This is a genomic window from Microbacterium sp. AG790 (assembly GCF_003634765.1).
Classification (GTDB): Bacteria; Actinomycetota; Actinomycetes; order Actinomycetales; family Microbacteriaceae; genus Microbacterium.
Window position 1 is genome coordinate 355,940 of the sequence record NZ_RBWZ01000007.1, and the last position, 17,619, is coordinate 373,558.

Below are 17,619 nucleotides of genomic sequence, written 5' to 3' on the forward strand. Positions count from 1 at the left end.
CATCGCAGGCTCCCGACGACTCGACGAACCCGACGCGCGACGCGAGGCCGCACGTGGTCATCATCGGCGGCGGCTTCGCGGGCATCAGCGCGGCGCGGGCCCTGCGTCACACCGACGTGCGGGTGACGCTCATCGATCGCCGCGTCTACAACACCTTCCAGCCGCTGCTGTACCAGGTCGCCACGGGCGGTCTGAACCCGGGCGACGTCACCCACTTCCTCCGCAGTCTGCGGGTACGCCAGCCCAACCTCGACGTCGTGCACGAGCACCTCATGGAGATCGATCCCGAGGCCCGCACGGTGCGCCTGCTCGATGGTCAGGAGGTGTCGTACGACTACCTGCTCGTGGCCAACGGCGTCACGACCGCGTACCACGGCACGCCCGGGGCGAAGGAGAACTCGTTCGCGGTGTACTCCCGCTCGCAGGCGATCGCCATCCGCGACACCCTGTTCACCCGACTCGAGCGCGCAGCCGTGCTCCACGGGCGCACCAAGGGCCTGTCGGTCGTGGTGATCGGCGGAGGACCCACCGGCATCGAGATGGCCGGCGCCCTCGCCGAGCTGCGCGACCAGGGCTTGGAGCCGGCCTACCCCGAGCTCGACGGCGACGCGTTCCGCATCACGCTCGTGCAGCGCAGCGAGATCCTGAAGCCCTTCCTGCCGAAGCTGCGTGACTACGCGGCGGCGCAGCTGCGGCGCCGCGACGTCGAGCTGCGCCTGGGCGCCGGCGTCGACGAGGTGCGACCGGATGCCGTCGTGCTCTCGGACGGCACCGTGCTGCCGTCCGATCTCACCGTCTGGGCGACGGGCGTCGCACCCCACGAGGAGGTGCGCGACTGGAGCCTGCCGCTCGACAAGGGCGACCGCATTCGCGTCGGCGAGGATCTGCAGGTCGTGGGGCTGCCCGGGGTCTTCGCGGCCGGCGACGTCGCGATCGCGCCGCAGGACCTGCCCCAGCTGGCGCAGCCGGCGATCCAGGGCGGCGAGCACGTCGCCCGCCAGATCGTCCGTCTGATCGCGGGACAGCCGACGCAGCCGTTCTCGTACTACGACAAGGGACAGCTGGCGATCATCGGCCGTCGCGCCGCCATCGGAGAGCTGCCCGGCATCGCCAACCTTCCCGGGCTGCACGCTCTGCGCTTCCTCTCGAAGATTCCGCTGCTGCGAAAGACGGTCACCCTCACGGGCTCGTTCGGGTGGCTGACGTGGCTCTTCGTCCACATCACGAGCCTGCTCGGCCCCCGCAACAAGCTGATGGTTCTCATCGGTCTGGTGGCGCGGTACGGCGTGCACCTCTACCGCACGCCGGTGCCGATCGTCGGCGACGTGCCCGCGATCCGCCCGTCGAAGGCGCAGCGCCGGCGGCGCACGCCCGAGGCCTGAGCACGCCGGGCGCCGGGTCGGACGCCGACGCGGGCATCGCGACCGACGCGGGCTGATCACGCCGCCCCCGGCCCGGCGTGCCCGGGTGCCGGGGGCGGACGCCCGCCTCCGGGCGTGGCGTGCCGAAGTGCAAGGGACGCCACGCGAAACGCCGCCGCATCCCCCTGCAGAGACGGCGTGTCGGACACCGCGCCTTGCAGTTCGGGCACACAGGTGCGGGCGTTTCGACTCGACGCTGCGCGCCTCGCTCAACGACCGGGGTGCCGCATGCTTGTGCCTCGTGCGACGGTTCCGTCCGGCATCGATCCGCCCGTGGCCGCGAGTGCTCCCGACGTCGCCGTGTCGCACGGCACCTCCGCGCCCAGCGGGAAGGTGAACGACACCGGGTCGAGGCTCTCACCCGCAGAGTAGAAGCCGCCGAAGGCCTCCGCACCGGCCGCCGTCAGGGTGGCGGCGGCATCCGTCCACACGATCGCGCCGCCGCGGGTCGTCGCCGCCGGGAGCGTCAGGTTCGCGAGCACGACGCGGCCGTCGACCGACGGGCTGCCGCCGTATGCCTGCGACTGCACGTAGGCGCTGAGGGTCGCAGTGCGCGCGCCGGTGACCTGGATCACCGGGTTGGAGATCGTCAGGTCGAGCAGTCCTCCGTGTCCGGTGAAGCTCGCCGCTCCGCCGAAGGACATCCGGCCGATCCCCTCCTCGGTGTTGAAGGCCCCGACCCGCTGCGCCACGCGATCGACGCGGAGGCCTTCGCGATCGGGCCGTTCACGTAAGACACGAAGCTCTGCTTCACACCCCGCGTGAGGGCGGCCCCGTCGACCGCACGCGCCGTGCAGACCGCGACGGGTGCGGCAACCGCCTCGGGTGCGGGGGATGCCGATGCGGTCTCGACCGCGATTGGCTGCTCCACGGCGATGTCGCCCGCACGGACGGCGACCGTGTGCGCGCCCGCGGGCAGGGTGGCCGGGATGAGTCCGGTGACCGAGAAGAGGCCGCCGGCGCCGACGGTCGTGGTGCCGAGGGTGACCACGTCGGAGTGCACGTCGACGGTGACGGCGACCCCGGCGGGGAAGCCGCTGCCGCGCACCGTGAGCGAGCCGCCCTGGACGATGCTGGGAGCGCTGAGGAACACCGTGGGCGTCGTGGTGGTCGGCGTCGCCACCGTGACCGCCGTGAAGGTGTCGAGACTGCGGTCCGTCAACGACAGTCCGTGCGCCGCGCACGTCGCGACCTGGTAGCTCGCGCCCGGCTCGAGGGTGCCGGCCGGGATCCATTCACCGGTATGAACCGCGCCGGGGAAGGATGATCGGTCGGCCCGTGTCGGGGTCGGCCAGCACACGGACGGGGATGCCGTAGACCTCGGCGATCCGCTCCTCCATCAAGACCTCCGCGGGCTCGCCATGCGCGACGAGTCGGCCGCGATCGATGACCGCGATCTCGTCCGCGTAGGCGCCGGCGAGCGACAGGTCGTGGAGCACCACGACCACCGCGCGCCCCTCCGCCGCCAGCTCCCGGGCGATCCGCAGCACGTCCTCCTGGTGGCGGAGGTCGAGCGCGGCCGTGGGCTCGTCGAGCAGCACGATGGGCGTGTCCTGCGCCAGCACGCGGGCGAGCGACACGCGAGCCTTCTCGCCGCCCGACAACGACGGGAACTCCCGCTCGCGCAGGTGGGACACGTCCGTCCGCCTCAGCGCCTCGGCGATGAGGCGATCATCGTCGTCGGCCCGCGCCGTGTTGATCCAGGGCGCTCGACCCATCTCCACGACGTCGGCCGCCGTGAACGAGAACGCGACCTGATGCGACTGCAGGAGGACCGACCGGGCGCGTGCGAGCTCCCGCGCGCGCCACTGGGCGAGCGGACGCCCGTCGAGCTCCACCGTGCCGGCGGAGGGCGCGGCATCCCCGGTCAGCACGCTCAGGAGAGTCGACTTCCCCGCACCGTTGGGACCGACGAGGGCCAGAACTCGCCCGTAGGCGATGTCGAGGGTGATGCCCGCGAGGATCTCGGTGCCTCCCCCCGGCGCCCCGACGCGGTGCGACACCTCGCGGAGCGCATAGGCGAGCCCGCTCACGCCCAGCCTCCGGCGCGGCGACGGGTGCGGCGGATGAGCACGTAGAAGAACGGTCCACCGACCAGCGAGGTCAGCACGCCGATGGGAAGGTCCGCCGACGGGATCACCGTCCGGGCGAGGAGGTCGGCGTAGACGAGCACGACCGCCCCGCCGAGCAACGAGGCGGGAAGCAGGGTGCGGTTCGAGGGGCCCAGCAGCATCCGCATCACGTGCGGCACCACCAACCCCACGAACGCGATGATGCCCACGAAGGCCACGGCGACGCCCGTGAGCAGGGCGACCAGCACGATCGCGATCACGCGCAGCCGTTCGACCCGCACCCCCAGGTGGGCCGCCGTGCGGTCGCCGAGAGCCAGCAGGTCGAGCCGGCGGGCGAGACCGACCGTGGCGGATGCCGCGGCCAGCCCGACCAGGGCCACAAGCCCCACCTCGGCCCACCGGGAGCCGTTCATCGAGCCCAGCTGCCAGAACACGATCTGCTCACGAGACGCCGTGTCGCCCGCGAACATCAGCACGGCGAGCGCGGCCCCCGTGAAGGCGTTGACCGCGATGCCGGTGAGGATCAGCGTGACCGATTCGGTGCGACCCTGCGACCGGGCCGTCGCGTACACGACGAGGGTCGCCGCCAGCCCTCCGACGAAGGCGAACCCGGCGGTCATCCAGCCGCCGAGGGAGGTGAGGCCGAGGGTGATCGCGGCCGCGGCCCCGACGGCGGCGCCCGACGACACCCCGACGACGCCGGGCTCAGCCAGGGGGTTGGCGAAGATGGCCTGCATGACGGCGCCGGCAAGCGCCAGCAACGCTCCCACCAGAACCGACATCACCACGCGCGGGAATCGGATCTGCCACAGCGTCTGCTCGATCAACGGCGACGACGGCGCCCAGGCGTTCGGGATGCCGAGGGGGCGCAGCAGGGAACCGACGACCTCGGCCGGGCCGATCGGCAGCTGACCGATGCCCGCAGAGAGGATGACCCCGACCAGGAGCAGGGCGGCCGTCACCGCGAAGACGGCGCCCGCGCGGCCCCGACGGCGCGGGCGCGACGGCACCCGCGTCGCCGCGCCGCGCGAAGGACGGGTCGAGACGACGGAGGTCACGGGCCCCGCTCCGCCGGCACGGCCGGCGACGCGGCATCCGACGCGCCGTCGGGCGCATAGACCGCCCGCGCGAGCGCATCCAGCACCTGCGCCGACCGCGGGCCGAACGAGAGGATCTGCCCGTCCGCCATGTCGACGAAGCGTCGGTGCTGACCCGCGGAGGTGAGCGCGATCGCGGGCTTCTCGGCGAGCAGCCCGTCGATGCCGCCGACCGACGCGATGCCGGCGGTCATGACGAGGATCAGGTCGGGGTCGGCGGCGACCATCACCTCGTCGGTCATCGGCTGCATGCCGCGCCAGCCCAGCTGACCGGCGACGTCGATGCCACCGAGGGCGCCGATGAGGTCGTCGGCGCCGGACTCGCTACCGAACAGGTAGTAGATGCCCGATGTCCCGCGCAGATACAGGAAGACCATGCGCAGCCGCTCGGACTCGGCGGCGGGCGCGATCCGGGAGATCTGCGCGGTGACGGTCTGCAGTTCGCCCTCGATGCGGCCTGCCAGCAGGTCTCCGGCTTCGGCGGCACCGAAGATCGCGGCGACGGCGCGCGCCTGCGCGGCGGCGCCCGCGAACGAGGACGAGCGCTCGACGAACACCACCGTGATGCCGACATCGCGCAGCTGCTGGACGACGTCGGCCGGACCGATGCTCCCGTCCGTGATGACGAGGGTCGGCGCAAGCCCGATGATCGCCTCGGCGTTGACGGAGTGGCCGCCGGAGGTGATCACGGGCAGGTCGCTCACGCCCGCGAAGGTGGTCGAGATGTCGCGGCCGACCAGTCGGTCCGCGAAGCCGAGCCCCGCGACGGTCGCCGCGAGGGAACCGGAGAGGTCCATGGCGATGACCCGGGAGGCGTCGGTGACGGTGACCTCCACATCGCCCGACAGGTCGTGGGAGGTCACCGTCACCGGCAACTGCGACGACGGCGAGGCGAGGACGGGCTCGATCGCGGCGTCGTCGAGCGTCGCGGTCGAGGGGCCGACATACGCCTTGGGGTCGGCGAGCGGGCGGACATCCGACAACGCGACACGTGGAGCGGATGCCGTGGGCTCGGCGGGCGCCGCCGCGGCGGAGCAGCCGACCAGGAGCACGACGACGAGACTCAGCGCCGTCGCCGCGACGCGGCGGAGGATCACGAGCCCTCCCCTTCCGCGCCGGCGCGGTTGCGACGCCGACGGACGAAGAGCGTCGCGGCGGCGGGAACGACCGCCGCGACGAGCGCGAGCAGGGCGATCGCGATTGAACGCGCAGACGGGGCAGGGCGCACGGGAGCTCCTGTGAGACGATGACCAGGGCCGGTCTTTAATAAGGGTTGCCTTACCTAAGGTACACGGTCGGGTCGCATTGCTGGGCGCCCGTTCTGCGTTTGACATGGAGCGCGCTCCAGGTGGTGTGCTGTGGAGCCATGGACACCACTCACCGCAAGGACCTGGCTCTGGGCACGATGTGGTTCGGAACGCGACAGGATGAGAACACCGCGTTCGCGCTGCTCGACCACTACGTGGCGCGGAGCGGCCGCTGGCTCGACACCTCCGACAACTACGCCTTCTGGGAGTCGCCCACGGGGCACGGCGGCGCGAGCGAGACCGTCATCGGCGACTGGTTCCGCCGGCATCCGGGCATACGCGACGAGGTGGCGATCTCGACCAAGATCGGTGCGAACCCGACGGTACCCGGCACGTGGGCGGCCCCGATGGAGGGGCTCAGCTCGCGCGCCGTCGAGGAGGCGGTCGCGCCGTCGATGGCCCGTCTCGGCGTGGACGTCATCGACCTGCTGTGGGCGCACATCGAAGACCGCGCGGTTCCCCTCGAGGAGCAGGTCGAGGCGCTCGGGTCGCTCGTCGCCGACGGCCGGGTGCGCCGACTCGGCGCGTCGAACCACGCGACCTGGCGCGTCGAACGCGCCCGCTCCCTCGCCCGCACGCGTGGACTGGCCCCCTACGATGCCCTCCAACTGCGGCACAGCTACCTCCAGCCGATCCCCTTCGTGCCGCTTCCCGACACCGGACACGTCGTCGCCACCGCCGAGACGCTGGACTACGTCGCCTCAGAGGGACTCGCCATGTGGGCGTACACGACGCTCCTGTCGGGGGCGTACGCGCGCACCGACCGACTGCAGCACCCCTACCGGCATCCCGACACCGACCGGCGCCTAGCGGCGCTGGACCGCGTCGCCCGACGCCTGGACGCCACGCGCAACCAGGTGGTGCTCGCGTGGCTGATCGGCGGCACGCCGGCCGTCACACCCATCGTCGCCGTGTCCGGCATCGCACAGTTGGATGAGGCGATGGACGCGCTCGCGCTGCAGCTGGATGCCGAGGCGCGCGCCGTGCTCGACGGAAGGGATGCGCAATGACCACGATGCTCACGATGGGCGAGGCCGTCGCGGCGAGCGGGCTCTCGGCCGACACCCTCCGCTACTACGAGGACGAGGGGATCATCGGCCCGCTCGAGCGCGATCACCGCAATCATCGGGTGTTCAGTGACAACGATCTCGCCTGGATCGGCGTCGTGACGTGCATGAAGGATGCCGGACTCGGCATCGACGATCTGCGCACGTTCGCCGATCTGCTCCACGGCCCCCACGCCTCCATCGACCCGGTGGCCTTCCTCGAGGAACGCCGCGCGGCCCTCGAGGAGCGCCGTCGCGTGCTCTCCCGCGCGATCGCGGTCATGGACGACAAGATCGCCCACTTCCGCAGGGGCGTCTCGGAAGCAGGAACGGTCTAGTCTTCCGGTTGGACGCGTTCCGGAAGTACCGACCACATGTAGCGCGAGCGGCGCAGATCCCCGGTTTCACGACGGTCGGCGCTCAATGCCTCGTACTCGTCGAAGATCTCCTGCACGCGCTCCTGCAGGCGCGCCACCTCATCGGGAGCGAGGAGCATCTGGCCCGTGGCCAGCACCATGTAGGCGATATCGGCATCCGGAGCTCGCACCGACCGCGCAGCCAGGACCTCTTCCATGCGCTGACGCATCGGGGTCAGTCGGGAGTCGATCAGGATGGTGCGGTGCACGGCGTCCGCGTCGGCGCTCGCGACGAGCGAGTAGTCCGGGGCGGCGGGAAGCCACGGCCGTTCCCGGCCGTCGGTGGACTCTCCGCGGCGGATGAGCCCCGTCACCTCGACCGCGCGCAGGTGGTAGCTCATCGCACTCGGCGACAACCCGACCAGCTCCGCCAGCTCGGTGGCCGTGGCCGGCCCCTGGCGGCGATACAGCTCGTCGACAGCCACCTGGCGCAAGGGGTTCGCCATGGCTCGGACCGCGCGGGGGTCGGAGATCAGGAGGGTATGCGAGGACATCCCTGCCCAGTCTGCCGCGCCCGCAGACGCCCCGCATCCCGAAGGGTGCGGGGCGTCTGCGAGGACGGCGGTCAGGACCGGCGGCGACGACGCCACACGAGCACCGAGCCACCCGCGACGAGCATGCCGGCGAACGCCGTCAGGAGGAGCACGCCGGTCCCGTCCTGTCCAGATGTGGCCAGCGACCCACCCCGCGGGGCGCTGCTCACCGAGCCGCCCGATCCCGTCGGATCACCCGGGGTGGAGCCTCCCGGTGCGGGCGTTCCGGGGGGCGGGGTCGACCCACCGGCATCCGTCGCGGTGGGCGTCACGATCTCCGCGCGCGCCGCACCGTCGCCGTGCAGATGCAGCACGAGCATCTGCGGCAGGGCATCGCCGCGACGGGTCACCGTCAGCGAACCGGGCTGGTCGGCGAAGATCGGCGTTCCGGTCGTGCCGAACTGCAGTGCGGGCCGGTAGGCGTCGATGGTCGCCGGCGCCGTCTGATCGACGAGCGCACTGCGGATGCCGCCGTCGAAGGCCGGGTTGTAGAACGAACGGGTCTGCACGACGTAGCGCACCGTCGTCGCGGTGGTCTTCGCGGTGTAGCCCAGCGCCGACAGGGAGGTCGACAGCGTCGCCACCGTGTTGTCGAAGACGTTGGTGCCCTGGTCGCCGAAGAGGCCATTCACGGGACGCTGTTCGATGACGTCTCCGGTCACCGCGTCGATCGTCATCGCGACCGGGATGTCCCCGTCGGCGTCCTGCCCGGGCTGCAGCTGCACGATGAAGTCGGGGCGGCTGTCGCCGTTGACGTCCAACTGCACCATCGGCCACGTCAGCGGCGACATCCGCGCCCATTCGCCGGCCATCTGCACGCCGAAGGTCAGCACGCCCTGCGTGGGGTCGCTCAGCAGCGGCGCCGTCGACGACGCTCCGACGGCGAGGATGTCGGCGCTCTTCAGCGTGTGCTGCGCCGATCCGGCCGGGAACGACAGTGCGGGAGAGGTCGCGCCGAGGATGAGCGGAACCATCATCGATCGGTAGCGCTCGCTGCCGTCGCCCTGGTCGAGCCCGCGACCCGACATGGCGAGCGAGCCGGTGGCGCCCTGGAATGCGACACCGTCGACATGCGTCTCGGAGTACGGACGCGGTGCGGCGTACACCGCCAGGCGCACCGGGAAGGTGCCGACCGGTCCGATCGCTTCGAGAACACCGGAAGCGTCGGTCACGAACTGCCGCGGCGCCGTGTCGACGATCTTCGACATGGTCGGATCGATCGTGTGGCGAAGAGCAGTCGGGTCGTCGATACGCAACGTCAGGGTCACGGCCACGGACCCGCCGGCCGGAACCGTGACGGAGGCCGGCGAGACGTCGTAGCTGACGCCCGGTGTCTCCGTGCGCGGCGCGTAGCGCAAAGCGACGGTCTGGGCGGCCGACCCGTCGTTGCCGACCCGAATGGTCCGGGTCTGGACGACCGGCTGGGTACCGACGTTGACCACGCCGAAGGACGCACTCAGCAGATCGCCGTTCTCCTCGGACAGCAGGGTGATCGTCCCCCCGACGGCCGCAAGCGCGTCGATGCGTCCCGTGCCGACGCGGGCGGGCCCATACGCCATCGGGCTGCTGCCGACGGTGAGCACGTCGTGAGCCGCGGTGTTCATGATCTGCTGCTTCACCCGCTCGGGCGCCCAATCCGGATGCGCTTCTTTCACGAGCGCGGCGATGCCCGCGACATGCGGGGTGGCCATCGAGGTACCGCTCATGACCTCGCGCCCTGTGCCGCTGCCGTTCCCGGCCGACGTGATCGTCACGCCGGGGGCGGCCACATCGGGCTTGAGCACGTTGTCGATCGAGCCGTGCGTTCCACGGGAGGTGAAGGAGGCGATCGTATCGATGCGCGACGGGTCCGTGTGATCGATGACGTGCCGCAGGTCGCTGCGCAGTTCGATCACGAGTGTGCCGGACGTCATCGCGGAGCGCAGACTCTGCGACTCTCCGCCGGTGAGCTGCGCACCGGGAATGTCCGCGTTGCCGGCGATGCCGTTCTCGAAGCTGTCGGACTGGCTGGTGAGGACAACGCCGACGGCCCCCGCGTCGCGGGCGTTGTCGAAACGCGTCGCCGAACCGCACGCCACGTTGCTGTCGTCCCACTCCAACCACACGATCTTGCCGCTCGCCCGTTGCGCGTCCGCCGCGCTGAACGGCCGGCATCCGTCCAGGTTGCTCGTGTCGGTGAGCCCGATGACCGAGGCGGTGACGTCGAAGTCCCACACGTAGGACTGGCTGTACTGCACCCGGATCTGCTCGGCCGCGTTCTGAGCCGGGTCGCCGATCGTCGCCCGCGCCGCGTCGGCGAGGCCATGGCCGCTCGCGGATGCCGCGACGGTCAGTGCGCTCGCGGTGGTGCCTGGGCTGCCGGCCACGTCCGTCACGTCGCCGGAGTTGCCCGCCGCGACGACGGGGAGCACCCCTGCTTTGACGATCTGCTCCAGCTTTGCATTGTCGGGGTCGTCGATGGCGCCGTAGTTCGTGCCGAGCGAGAGGTTGACCACGTCGATCTCGGTTCCGGACGCGACCTTCTGCGCGATCCACTCCAGCGCCGCACCCGTCAGCGACGTGCTGCCACCGCCGTCGCCGAAGACCTTCAGCGCGATGAGACCGGCTTCCGGGGCAGCCCCCGGACTGATCGAGAAGTCCTTCTGCACGCTCTCCGACGACAGACTGCGGTAGTCGCCGCGGAACGTGGTGAGATCCGTCCCGACACCCCGACCCAGGATGGTGCCCGCCACGTGCGTGCCGTGATTCCCGCCGGGGCCGTCGATGGGGTTCGCGTCGGGCGCAGGGATCGGGTCGTAGCCGGGCTGACCGGTGGCGCCGTTGTAGGTCGCGCCGGCGAAGTCCCAGCCGCCGAGGTAGACAGTCGGGTCGTACGAGCCGGACTGCGGGGCGTCGGTCGACGCCAGCGCCGCAGCGTACGCGGAAGAGGTGCCCGGTCCTCCGAAGTCGGCATGCGTGTAGTCCACACCGGTGTCGATGACAGCCACGGTCACGCCCTTGCCGGTGTGCCCGGTCTGCTGCCACGTGTCGACGGCTCGCGTCAGCGCATCCGAGGCGCCGTTGTTGGGCGTGGCGCCGTCGACAGCGGGGACCTCGATGGACTGCGGCACGATACGCGAGATCTTCACCACGTCGGGGCGCTCGGCGATCTGAGCCAGCGTCGCGGCGTCGGCGGTCACGGCGACACCGGGAACGGAGTACGTCGAGGTGTAGAGGATGCGCGCGTCGCTATCAACGGCAGTCACGTCGGCCGCGACGTCCTTCGTCGTCTCCTCGTTCTTCGCCGCGACGTTCTCGGCGACAGAGGAGGCCTCGGCGGAGGACGCCCCCTGCCGACGCTGGTCGGTGCTCGCCGCGAGCGCACCTTCGCCGTCCGTCTGGATGAAGACATCGACGGGGCCGTCGGCGGCGGCGATGGTGTCGGGCAGCACCGCCCCGCCCGTGGCCGAAGAGGCCGGGGCGACAGCGATCTCGTCGAGCGAGCCGCTGTCCGCCGCGGCGGGGAGGGCGCCGGCTGTCACGAGACAGGCGGCGATGAGGGCGGCGGCGGGAGCGGCCGCCCGGACGCGCAGAGCGTTTCGGGGCATCGTGTGGCTTCCTGGATTCAACGAGAGGGCGAGGTGGGAACGGGGAGCACCGGGGGTGCGATGTCACCCTCGAGCGGATCGGCGTCCGGCGACGGCGACGGACTCGGCACGGCAGCCGGCGCCGTCGGCGCGGGCCGGTCGACGCGCGGCGTCGTCGTGGACGGGGTGATGGCAGCCAGCGGCGAGGTCGGCGCGGGCGCGACAGCGCTGCTGGAGGTACCCGAGCCGGGCGAGCTGGCCGACGGGGGCACGACAGAGCTGTCACCGGTGACCATCAGCGGCAGCTGGACGCTGTAACCGAACGGCGCCGCGCCGGCCGCGATCCACACCGTGTAGGAACCCGCGGCGATCGGGTCGAGGGTCACCAGCGGCAACCGGATGGTGCCGTCCTCGCCGGCATCGACGTAGGCGTCCGCGCCGGCGGTCAACGGCATCCGCTTCCACTGCGCGTCCCGGAGGGACACGCGCAGTGACGTCCCCGACGGGATCCCCGCACCGGTCAGAACGACACCGCCGGCGGGATCGCTGAGCACGGTCGCTGCAACCGTCGACGGGCTCAGCGCGAACGAGGAGGCGGGACTGCCCGGGTTTTCGGTCACCGAGAACGTGCCGATGGCGTAGTCACCGGTGATCGTGGATCGTGCCTCCAACGTGTACAGCCCCTCGGCGACACCGTCCGGAGCCTTGATGCTGTTGTGGTGACGGCCCTCGCCATTCGTGCGCGAGATACCCAACGGGAGCCGGATGCCGCGTGAGGTCACCAGGGTGAGCTCGTACGTGTCGAACGGGATGAAACCGGCCACGTCGAAGACCATTCCGGGCGCGGTCGCGAACGCGTCAGCGGAGATCTCTCCCGCCGCCGGCGTGAGCGTCTTGTTCTGCGTGCGCGGGGCGCCCGGTGTGACCATGAAGGTGCCGACGCCCTGCCGGGTGCCGTCGGCCGACTGGAAGCTGAGGGTCCACTCGCCCACCAGCGCGTTGACGGAGATCATCTGCATCTCGTAGGAGAAATCGCCGTTCTCATCCGAATGCAGCCCCTCGTTCTCGCCCATCGCCACCATCGTGGTGTCGGGCATGCCGAGGTTGAAGAAGACGTGGGTCATCGGCGCGAAGCCGCTCGCGTGCACGACGACGGTCTTGTCGAGGAACTCGTCCTGGCTGATGGATGCCGGGCTGCTCCAGACGTTCAGACGCTGACCTTCCGGAACGGTGATGTCCAGGAGGGCCGAGCCCGCTTCTCCGGTCGAGGTTTCGACGGTGATGCGGGCGACGCCGGGCTCCGGCTGCGTGTTCTCGGGATCGATGTCGAGCGTGCGCACCCTGGTGACGATGGAGCCGTCGGCATCGACCGTGACGGGCGCCCAGTGCTTCTGCAGACCCGAGGCGAAGGTGATGGAGATCGTCGCCGTCGCGCCGGGCATCATTGCGTGCGCCGTCACCTCGACACCCCACGCCCACATCCCGTACTGCTCGATGGAAGGCTGATCGAGCGAAACCTGGATCGGCGCAACGTCGTGCGGCGCGGCGGCCACGACGCGACCGCCCTGCGGCACCGCGCTCCCCTCGCTGGACGCGACAGTCCAGCCGTCGGCCTCGGCGGCAGCGGTGTCGGACGTGGCGACGGCGGTGGCGGCGGTGGGCGCCGATGCGCCGGGCGCCTGCGCGGCGGCGGAGACGCCGCCGCCGATGACGACGAGGGCGACCACAGCGGCGCCGACGATCGCAAGATTTCGCTTCATGGTGTCCTCACGAGACGGTGCGGAAGGTGACGCGCCCAGTGAACCACGTTATGAAGTTTTTTTTCAGATATTCGGCGAAGCTTTACACGACCGTCACATTCGCTCGCACCACAGCGGGGGGGGGAGGCCACCGCTCGTTGAGCGAGCGCAGCCCCCGGCCGTCGAGCGAGCGCAGCGAGTCGAAACGCCCCCACCCGCCCTCCCCGAACGTGAGCGAGCCGTGAGGACCGTCCGCCCACCCGTAGGGAAACCGTAAGGACGGCGCAGCCCGCCGCGACGCCGGAGTTGTATCGGATCCCGTGCCCATGGTGGGCGCCCGCGCGGCACCAGCGAGCGCGGTCAGTGTCCGGGAGTTCCTGTGCTCGATGTGATCTACGTCGTCGTGACGGTCGCGGTGTTCGCGATCGTCGCCCTCGTCGCGAAGGGGGCGGAGCGGCTCTGATGGACGTCTTCTCGATCATCGGCGCCGTCCTCGGTGTCGCCGGCGTCGTCTACCTGGTCGTCGCCCTCGTGAAGCCGGAGCGCTTCTGATGGGCGTCGATTCCGCCGACATCTGGTTCGGCGTGCTCCAGATCGCCACCCTCGTCCTGCTGCTCGCGCTGCTGTACCGCCCGGTCGGCGACCTCATGTTCCGCATCTTCACGGGTGAGAAGGATGCCGCCGCAGAGCGGGTCGTCTACCGTCTCATCGGCGTCGACGCGCGCAGCGAACAGACCTGGCAGGCCTACACGCGGGGCGTGCTCGCCTTCTCACTCATGGGCGTGCTCTTCGTCTACGCCCTGCAGCGCCTGCAGGCGTTCCTTCCGGCCTCGCTGGGGCTGCCGGCCGTGCCGGAGGGCCTGGCGTTCAACACCGCGGCATCCTTCGTCACGAACACGAACTGGCAGTCGTACTCTCCCGAGGCGACGATGGGCTACCTCGTGCAGCTCGCCGGCCTCACGGTGCAGAACTTCGTCTCCGCCGCCGTCGGCATCGCGGTCGCCATCGCGCTCGTACGCGGCTTCGCACGGCGCGGCCAGAGCACGATCGGCAACTTCTGGGTCGACCTCACGCGCGGCCTCGGTCGGCTCCTGCTGCCGATGGCGGTGATCGCCGCCGTCGTGCTGCTGGCCGGCGGCGTGATCCAGAACCTGAACGGTTTCGTCGACGCGCACACGCTCACCGGAGCGACGCAGTCGATCCCGGGCGGACCGGTCGCCTCGCAGGAGGCGATCAAGATGCTCGGCACCAACGGCGGCGGGTTCTTCAACGCCAACTCCGCCCACCCGTTCGAGAACCCCACGCCCTGGACGAACCTGGTGCAGCTGCTTCTGATCCTCGTCATCCCGATCTCGCTGCCCCGCACGTTCGGTCGCATGGTCGGCGACAACCGCCAGGGCTACGCGATCCTCGCGGTCATGTCGACGCTGGCGATCGCGTCGATCGCCGCGGTGAGCGCGCTCGAGGTCGCCGGCCACGGCACCGCCCCGCAGCTCGCGGGCGGCGCGATGGAGGGCAAGGAGCAGCGCTTCGGCATCGTCGGCTCGGCCCTGTACGCGGCCGTGACGACCCTCACCTCGACCGGCGCCGTGAACTCGATGCACGACTCGTACACCGCGACGGGCGGCATGATTCCGCTCCTGAACATGATGCTCGGCGAGGTCGCCCCCGGCGGCGTCGGGTCGGGCCTGTACGGCATGCTCGTGCTCGCGATCATCGCCGTGTTCGTCGGCGGACTGCTCGTCGGTCGCACCCCCGAGTACCTCGGCAAGAAGATCGGCCCCACCCAGATCAAGCTCGCGAGCCTCTACATCCTGGTGACTCCGACCCTGGTGCTGGCGGGAACGGCGTTGAGCTTCGGCATCCCCGCCGTGCGGGCCGACGTCGAGGCGACCTCGATCCTCAATCCCGGCATCCACGGGATGACGGAGGTGCTGTACGCGTTCACCTCGGCGGCGAACAACAACGGTTCGGCGTTCGCCGGACTCACCGCCAACACCCCGTGGTTCAACACGGCGCTCGGCGTCGTGATGCTGCTCGGCCGGTTCGTTCCGATCGTGCTCGTGCTCGCCCTCGCCGGCTCGCTCGCCGCGCAGGAGCGCGTGCCCGCCACCGCCGGCACACTCCCGACGCACCGCCCGCAGTTCGTCGGGCTCCTCGCGGTCGTGACCGTCGTCATCACCGCACTGACGTACTTCCCCGTTCTCGCGCTGGGTCCCCTGGCAGAAGGTCTCTCCTGAAATGAACACGTCCGCTCCGGTCCTCGACCGCCCGCAACCCACCGGTGACGACGCCGCGTCGTCGCCCGCCCCCGCCCGCCGCGCCTTCGGTTGGAGCCAGCTGGTCGCAGCCCTCCCCGGAGCCCTGCGCAAACTCAACCCCGCTGAGCTCTGGCGGAGCCCCGTCATGTTCCTCGTGTGGGTGGGCGCGGCCCTCACCACCGCGATCGCGATCGCCGAGCCCTTCCTCGGCGGCGCGCAGAGCTCCGGCGGCACCCCGGTTCCGGGCGGTTTCACGTGGGGCATCGCCGTGTGGCTCTGGCTGACCGTGCTGTTCGCGAACCTCGCCGAATCGGTCGCCGAGGGCCGCGGCAAGGCGCAGGCGCAAGCGCTGCGCACGACCCGCACGACCACGATCGCCCACCGGGTGCGCGCCTACGACGGCGCCGCGGATGCCGCGGCCACCACCACCGCGACCGACGACATGCCCTCCTCGGAGCTCGCCCTCGACGACGTCGTGGTCGTGTCGGCCGGAGAGCTGATCCCCGGCGACGGCGACGTCATCTGGGGCATCGCCACGGTCGACGAGTCCGCGATCACGGGCGAATCGGCCCCGGTCGTGCGCGAATCGGGTGGCGACCGCAGCGCCGTCACCGGCGGCACCCGCGTGCTCAGCGACCGCATCGTCGTGCGCATCACCTCCCAGCCGGGCCAGACCTTCGTCGACCGCATGATCGCGCTCGTCGAAGGCGCGAACCGTCAGCGCACCCCCAACGAGATCGCCCTCGGCATCCTCCTGGCGAGCCTGTCGATCGTGTTCGTGATCGTCGTGCTGACGCTCAACCCGATCGCCTCGTACGCGGCGAGCCCCGTCAGCATCCCCGTGCTCGTGGCGCTGCTGGTGTGCCTGATCCCGACGACGATCGGCGCGCTGCTGTCGGCGATCGGCATCGCCGGCATGGACCGCCTCGTGCAGCACAACGTGCTGGCCATGTCGGGCCGCGCCGTGGAAGCGGCCGGCGACGTGACCACGCTGCTGCTCGACAAGACCGGCACGATCACCTACGGCAACCGCCGCGCGAGCGCCTTCCTGCCGCTGACGGGCGTGGACGAGAGCGAGCTCGCACGCACCGCCGCCCTGTCGTCGCTGTCCGACCCGACACCCGAGGGTGTCTCGATCGTCGAGCTCGCCGCCGCGCGCGGCGTCGAGGCGGTCGCCCCGGACGACGCCGTCGCGGTCCCCTTCACCGCCCAGACCCGCATGAGCGGTCTGGATCTGGCCGACGGCACCGTCATCCGAAAGGGCGCCGGCAGCGCCGTGCTCGCGTGGATGGAGCAGGCCGGTCCGGTCGCGGCATCCGTGCGCGCGCAGCTGACATCGGACATCGAGTCGGTGTCGCAGTCCGGCGGCACACCGCTGGTGGTGGCCGTTCAGGATGCGGCGGGCGCTCGCGTGCTGGGAGTCGTGCACCTGAAGGACGTCGTCAAGGAGGGCCTCGCCGAGCGGTTCACGCAGTTGCGCGCGATGGGCATCCGCACCGTGATGATCACGGGAGACAATCCGCTCACGGCGCGGGCGATCGCCGCGGAGGCGGGCGTCGACGACTTCCTCGCCGAGGCGACCCCGGAAGACAAGCTGGCGCTCATCCAGCGCGAGCAGGCCGGCGGTGCGCTCGTCGCGATGACCGGTGACGGCACCAACGACGCCCCCGCGCTCGCGCAGGCCGACGTCGGCGTCGCGATGAACACGGGCACCTCCGCCGCGAAGGAGGCCGGCAACATGGTCGACCTCGACAGCGACCCGACGAAGCTCATCGACATCGTCCGGATCGGCAAGCAGCTGCTCATCACCCGTGGAGCGCTGACGACGTTCTCTCTCGCCAACGACATCGCGAAGTACTTCGCGATCATCCCGGCGATGTTCATGGGCGTCTTCCCCGGACTCGCGGCGCTGAACCTCATGCAGCTGCACTCGCCCGCGTCGGCGGTCACCAGCGCCATCATCTTCAACGCGATCATCATCGTCGTCCTGATCCCGCTGGCGCTGAAGGGCGTCGCGTACCGGCCGGCGAGCGCCTCGCAGATCCTCGGGCGCAACCTCCTCATCTACGGCCTGGGCGGCGTCATCGCCCCCTTCGTCGGCATCAAGCTCATCGACCTCGTCGTGAGCCTTCTCCCGGGCTTCTGAGCCGGGTTCTCGAAA

At 70.9% G+C, this 17,619-nt stretch carries 15 protein-coding genes; 6 read left to right on the top strand and 9 right to left on the bottom strand.

Translation table 11 applies throughout. From position 1 onward, the window contains the following. Positions 1-53: 53 nt before the first annotated feature. Entirely contained in the window at positions 54-1,382 is a 1,329-nt protein-coding gene (locus tag DEU37_RS07135; RefSeq protein ID WP_121190046.1) for an NAD(P)/FAD-dependent oxidoreductase, read from the top strand. A gap of 248 nt (positions 1,383-1,630) precedes the next feature. Here the strand turns inward: DEU37_RS07135 and DEU37_RS14835 are convergent, their stop codons facing one another. From DEU37_RS14835 to DEU37_RS15065, 6 genes are all read right to left on the bottom strand, one after another. After that, positions 1,631-2,065: an HtaA domain-containing protein gene (locus DEU37_RS14835; protein ID WP_183043616.1), complete on the bottom strand. Its 435-nt coding sequence runs from the start codon at positions 2,063-2,065 to the stop codon at positions 1,631-1,633. Beyond that, positions 2,011-2,583, bottom strand: a complete 573-nt coding sequence (locus tag DEU37_RS14840; RefSeq protein ID WP_183043617.1) for a hypothetical protein — start codon at positions 2,581-2,583, stop codon at positions 2,011-2,013. The genes DEU37_RS14835 and DEU37_RS14840 overlap by 55 nt, the downstream gene beginning before the upstream one ends. 73 nt (positions 2,584-2,656) lie before the next feature. Continuing rightward, positions 2,657-3,454 (bottom strand): heme ABC transporter ATP-binding protein, encoded by a 798-nt coding sequence (locus DEU37_RS07145; RefSeq protein WP_121189893.1) that lies wholly within the window; start codon positions 3,452-3,454, stop codon positions 2,657-2,659. Next, complete coding sequence (locus DEU37_RS07150; RefSeq protein ID WP_121190048.1) at positions 3,451-4,503, bottom strand: iron ABC transporter permease; 1,053 nt, start codon at positions 4,501-4,503, stop codon at positions 3,451-3,453. Before DEU37_RS07150 ends, DEU37_RS07145 begins: the two co-directional genes overlap by 4 nt. Before the next feature lie 44 nt (positions 4,504-4,547). Beyond that, positions 4,548-5,687, bottom strand: coding sequence for a hemin ABC transporter substrate-binding protein (locus DEU37_RS07160; RefSeq protein ID WP_310790691.1), 1,140 nt, complete (start codon positions 5,685-5,687; stop codon positions 4,548-4,550). Further along, positions 5,684-5,818: a hypothetical protein gene (locus DEU37_RS15065; protein ID WP_259457184.1), complete on the bottom strand. Its 135-nt coding sequence runs from the start codon at positions 5,816-5,818 to the stop codon at positions 5,684-5,686. The genes DEU37_RS07160 and DEU37_RS15065 overlap by 4 nt, the downstream gene beginning before the upstream one ends. A gap of 138 nt (positions 5,819-5,956) precedes the next feature. On the opposite strand from DEU37_RS15065, the gene DEU37_RS07165 reads away from it, so the two are divergent. Together DEU37_RS07165 and DEU37_RS07170 are read left to right on the top strand one after the other, a co-directional pair. Then, entirely contained in the window at positions 5,957-6,907 is a 951-nt protein-coding gene (locus DEU37_RS07165) for an aldo/keto reductase (RefSeq protein ID WP_121189895.1), read from the top strand. Next, positions 6,904-7,281: a MerR family transcriptional regulator gene (locus DEU37_RS07170; protein WP_121189896.1), complete on the top strand. Its 378-nt coding sequence runs from the start codon at positions 6,904-6,906 to the stop codon at positions 7,279-7,281. Before DEU37_RS07165 ends, DEU37_RS07170 begins: the two co-directional genes overlap by 4 nt. Here the strand turns inward: DEU37_RS07170 and DEU37_RS07175 are convergent. The 3 genes from DEU37_RS07175 to DEU37_RS07185 form a co-directional block, all read right to left on the bottom strand. Further along, entirely contained in the window at positions 7,278-7,853 is a 576-nt protein-coding gene (locus DEU37_RS07175; protein WP_121189897.1) for a winged helix-turn-helix domain-containing protein, read from the bottom strand. The two genes, DEU37_RS07170 and DEU37_RS07175, sit on opposite strands and share 4 nt — an antisense overlap. Before the next feature lie 71 nt (positions 7,854-7,924). Then, a complete protein-coding gene (locus tag DEU37_RS07180; protein WP_121189898.1) occupies positions 7,925-11,479 on the bottom strand; it encodes a S8 family serine peptidase in 3,555 nt (1,184 codons plus the stop codon). 17 nt (positions 11,480-11,496) lie between these two features. Further along, positions 11,497-13,218 carry a hypothetical protein gene (locus DEU37_RS07185; RefSeq protein ID WP_121189899.1) on the bottom strand — a complete coding sequence of 574 codons (1,722 nt, stop codon included), beginning with the start codon at positions 13,216-13,218 and terminating at the stop codon, positions 11,497-11,499. A 441-nt stretch (positions 13,219-13,659) separates the two neighbouring features. Between DEU37_RS07185 and kdpF the strand changes: the two genes are divergently transcribed. Genes kdpF through kdpB form a run of 3 tightly spaced genes read left to right on the top strand, consistent with a single transcriptional unit; the run spans position 13,660 to position 17,604 of the window. Beyond that, a complete protein-coding gene (gene kdpF / locus DEU37_RS07190) occupies positions 13,660-13,749 on the top strand; it encodes a K(+)-transporting ATPase subunit F (protein ID WP_121189900.1) in 90 nt (29 codons plus the stop codon). Continuing rightward, positions 13,749-15,437, top strand: coding sequence for a potassium-transporting ATPase subunit KdpA (gene kdpA, locus DEU37_RS07195; protein ID WP_121189901.1), 1,689 nt, complete (start codon positions 13,749-13,751; stop codon positions 15,435-15,437). Before kdpF ends, kdpA begins: the two co-directional genes overlap by 1 nt. A 1-nt stretch (position 15,438) precedes the next feature. After that, positions 15,439-17,604 carry a potassium-transporting ATPase subunit KdpB gene (kdpB, locus tag DEU37_RS07200; RefSeq protein WP_121189902.1) on the top strand — a complete coding sequence of 722 codons (2,166 nt, stop codon included), beginning with the start codon at positions 15,439-15,441 and terminating at the stop codon, positions 17,602-17,604. The last annotated feature ends 15 nt before the right edge of the window (positions 17,605-17,619 follow it).

Excerpts from the sequence above, each read along its gene's own strand:
- DEU37_RS14835 (WP_183043616.1), bottom strand. The coding sequence starts at position 2,065 with ATGTCCTTCGGCGGAGCGGCGAGCTTCACCGGACACGGAGGACTGCTC.
- DEU37_RS07165 (WP_121189895.1), top strand. The coding sequence starts at position 5,957 with ATGGACACCACTCACCGCAAGGACCTGGCTCTGGGCACGATGTGGTTC.
- DEU37_RS07170 (WP_121189896.1), top strand. The coding sequence starts at position 6,904 with ATGACCACGATGCTCACGATGGGCGAGGCCGTCGCGGCGAGCGGGCTC.
- DEU37_RS07175 (WP_121189897.1), bottom strand. The coding sequence starts at position 7,853 with ATGTCCTCGCATACCCTCCTGATCTCCGACCCCCGCGCGGTCCGAGCC.
- DEU37_RS07180 (WP_121189898.1), bottom strand. The coding sequence starts at position 11,479 with ATGCCCCGAAACGCTCTGCGCGTCCGGGCGGCCGCTCCCGCCGCCGCC.
- DEU37_RS07185 (WP_121189899.1), bottom strand. The coding sequence starts at position 13,218 with ATGAAGCGAAATCTTGCGATCGTCGGCGCCGCTGTGGTCGCCCTCGTC.
- kdpF (WP_121189900.1), top strand. The coding sequence starts at position 13,660 with ATGGACGTCTTCTCGATCATCGGCGCCGTCCTCGGTGTCGCCGGCGTC.
- kdpA (WP_121189901.1), top strand. The coding sequence starts at position 13,749 with ATGGGCGTCGATTCCGCCGACATCTGGTTCGGCGTGCTCCAGATCGCC.
- kdpB (WP_121189902.1), top strand. The coding sequence starts at position 15,439 with ATGAACACGTCCGCTCCGGTCCTCGACCGCCCGCAACCCACCGGTGAC.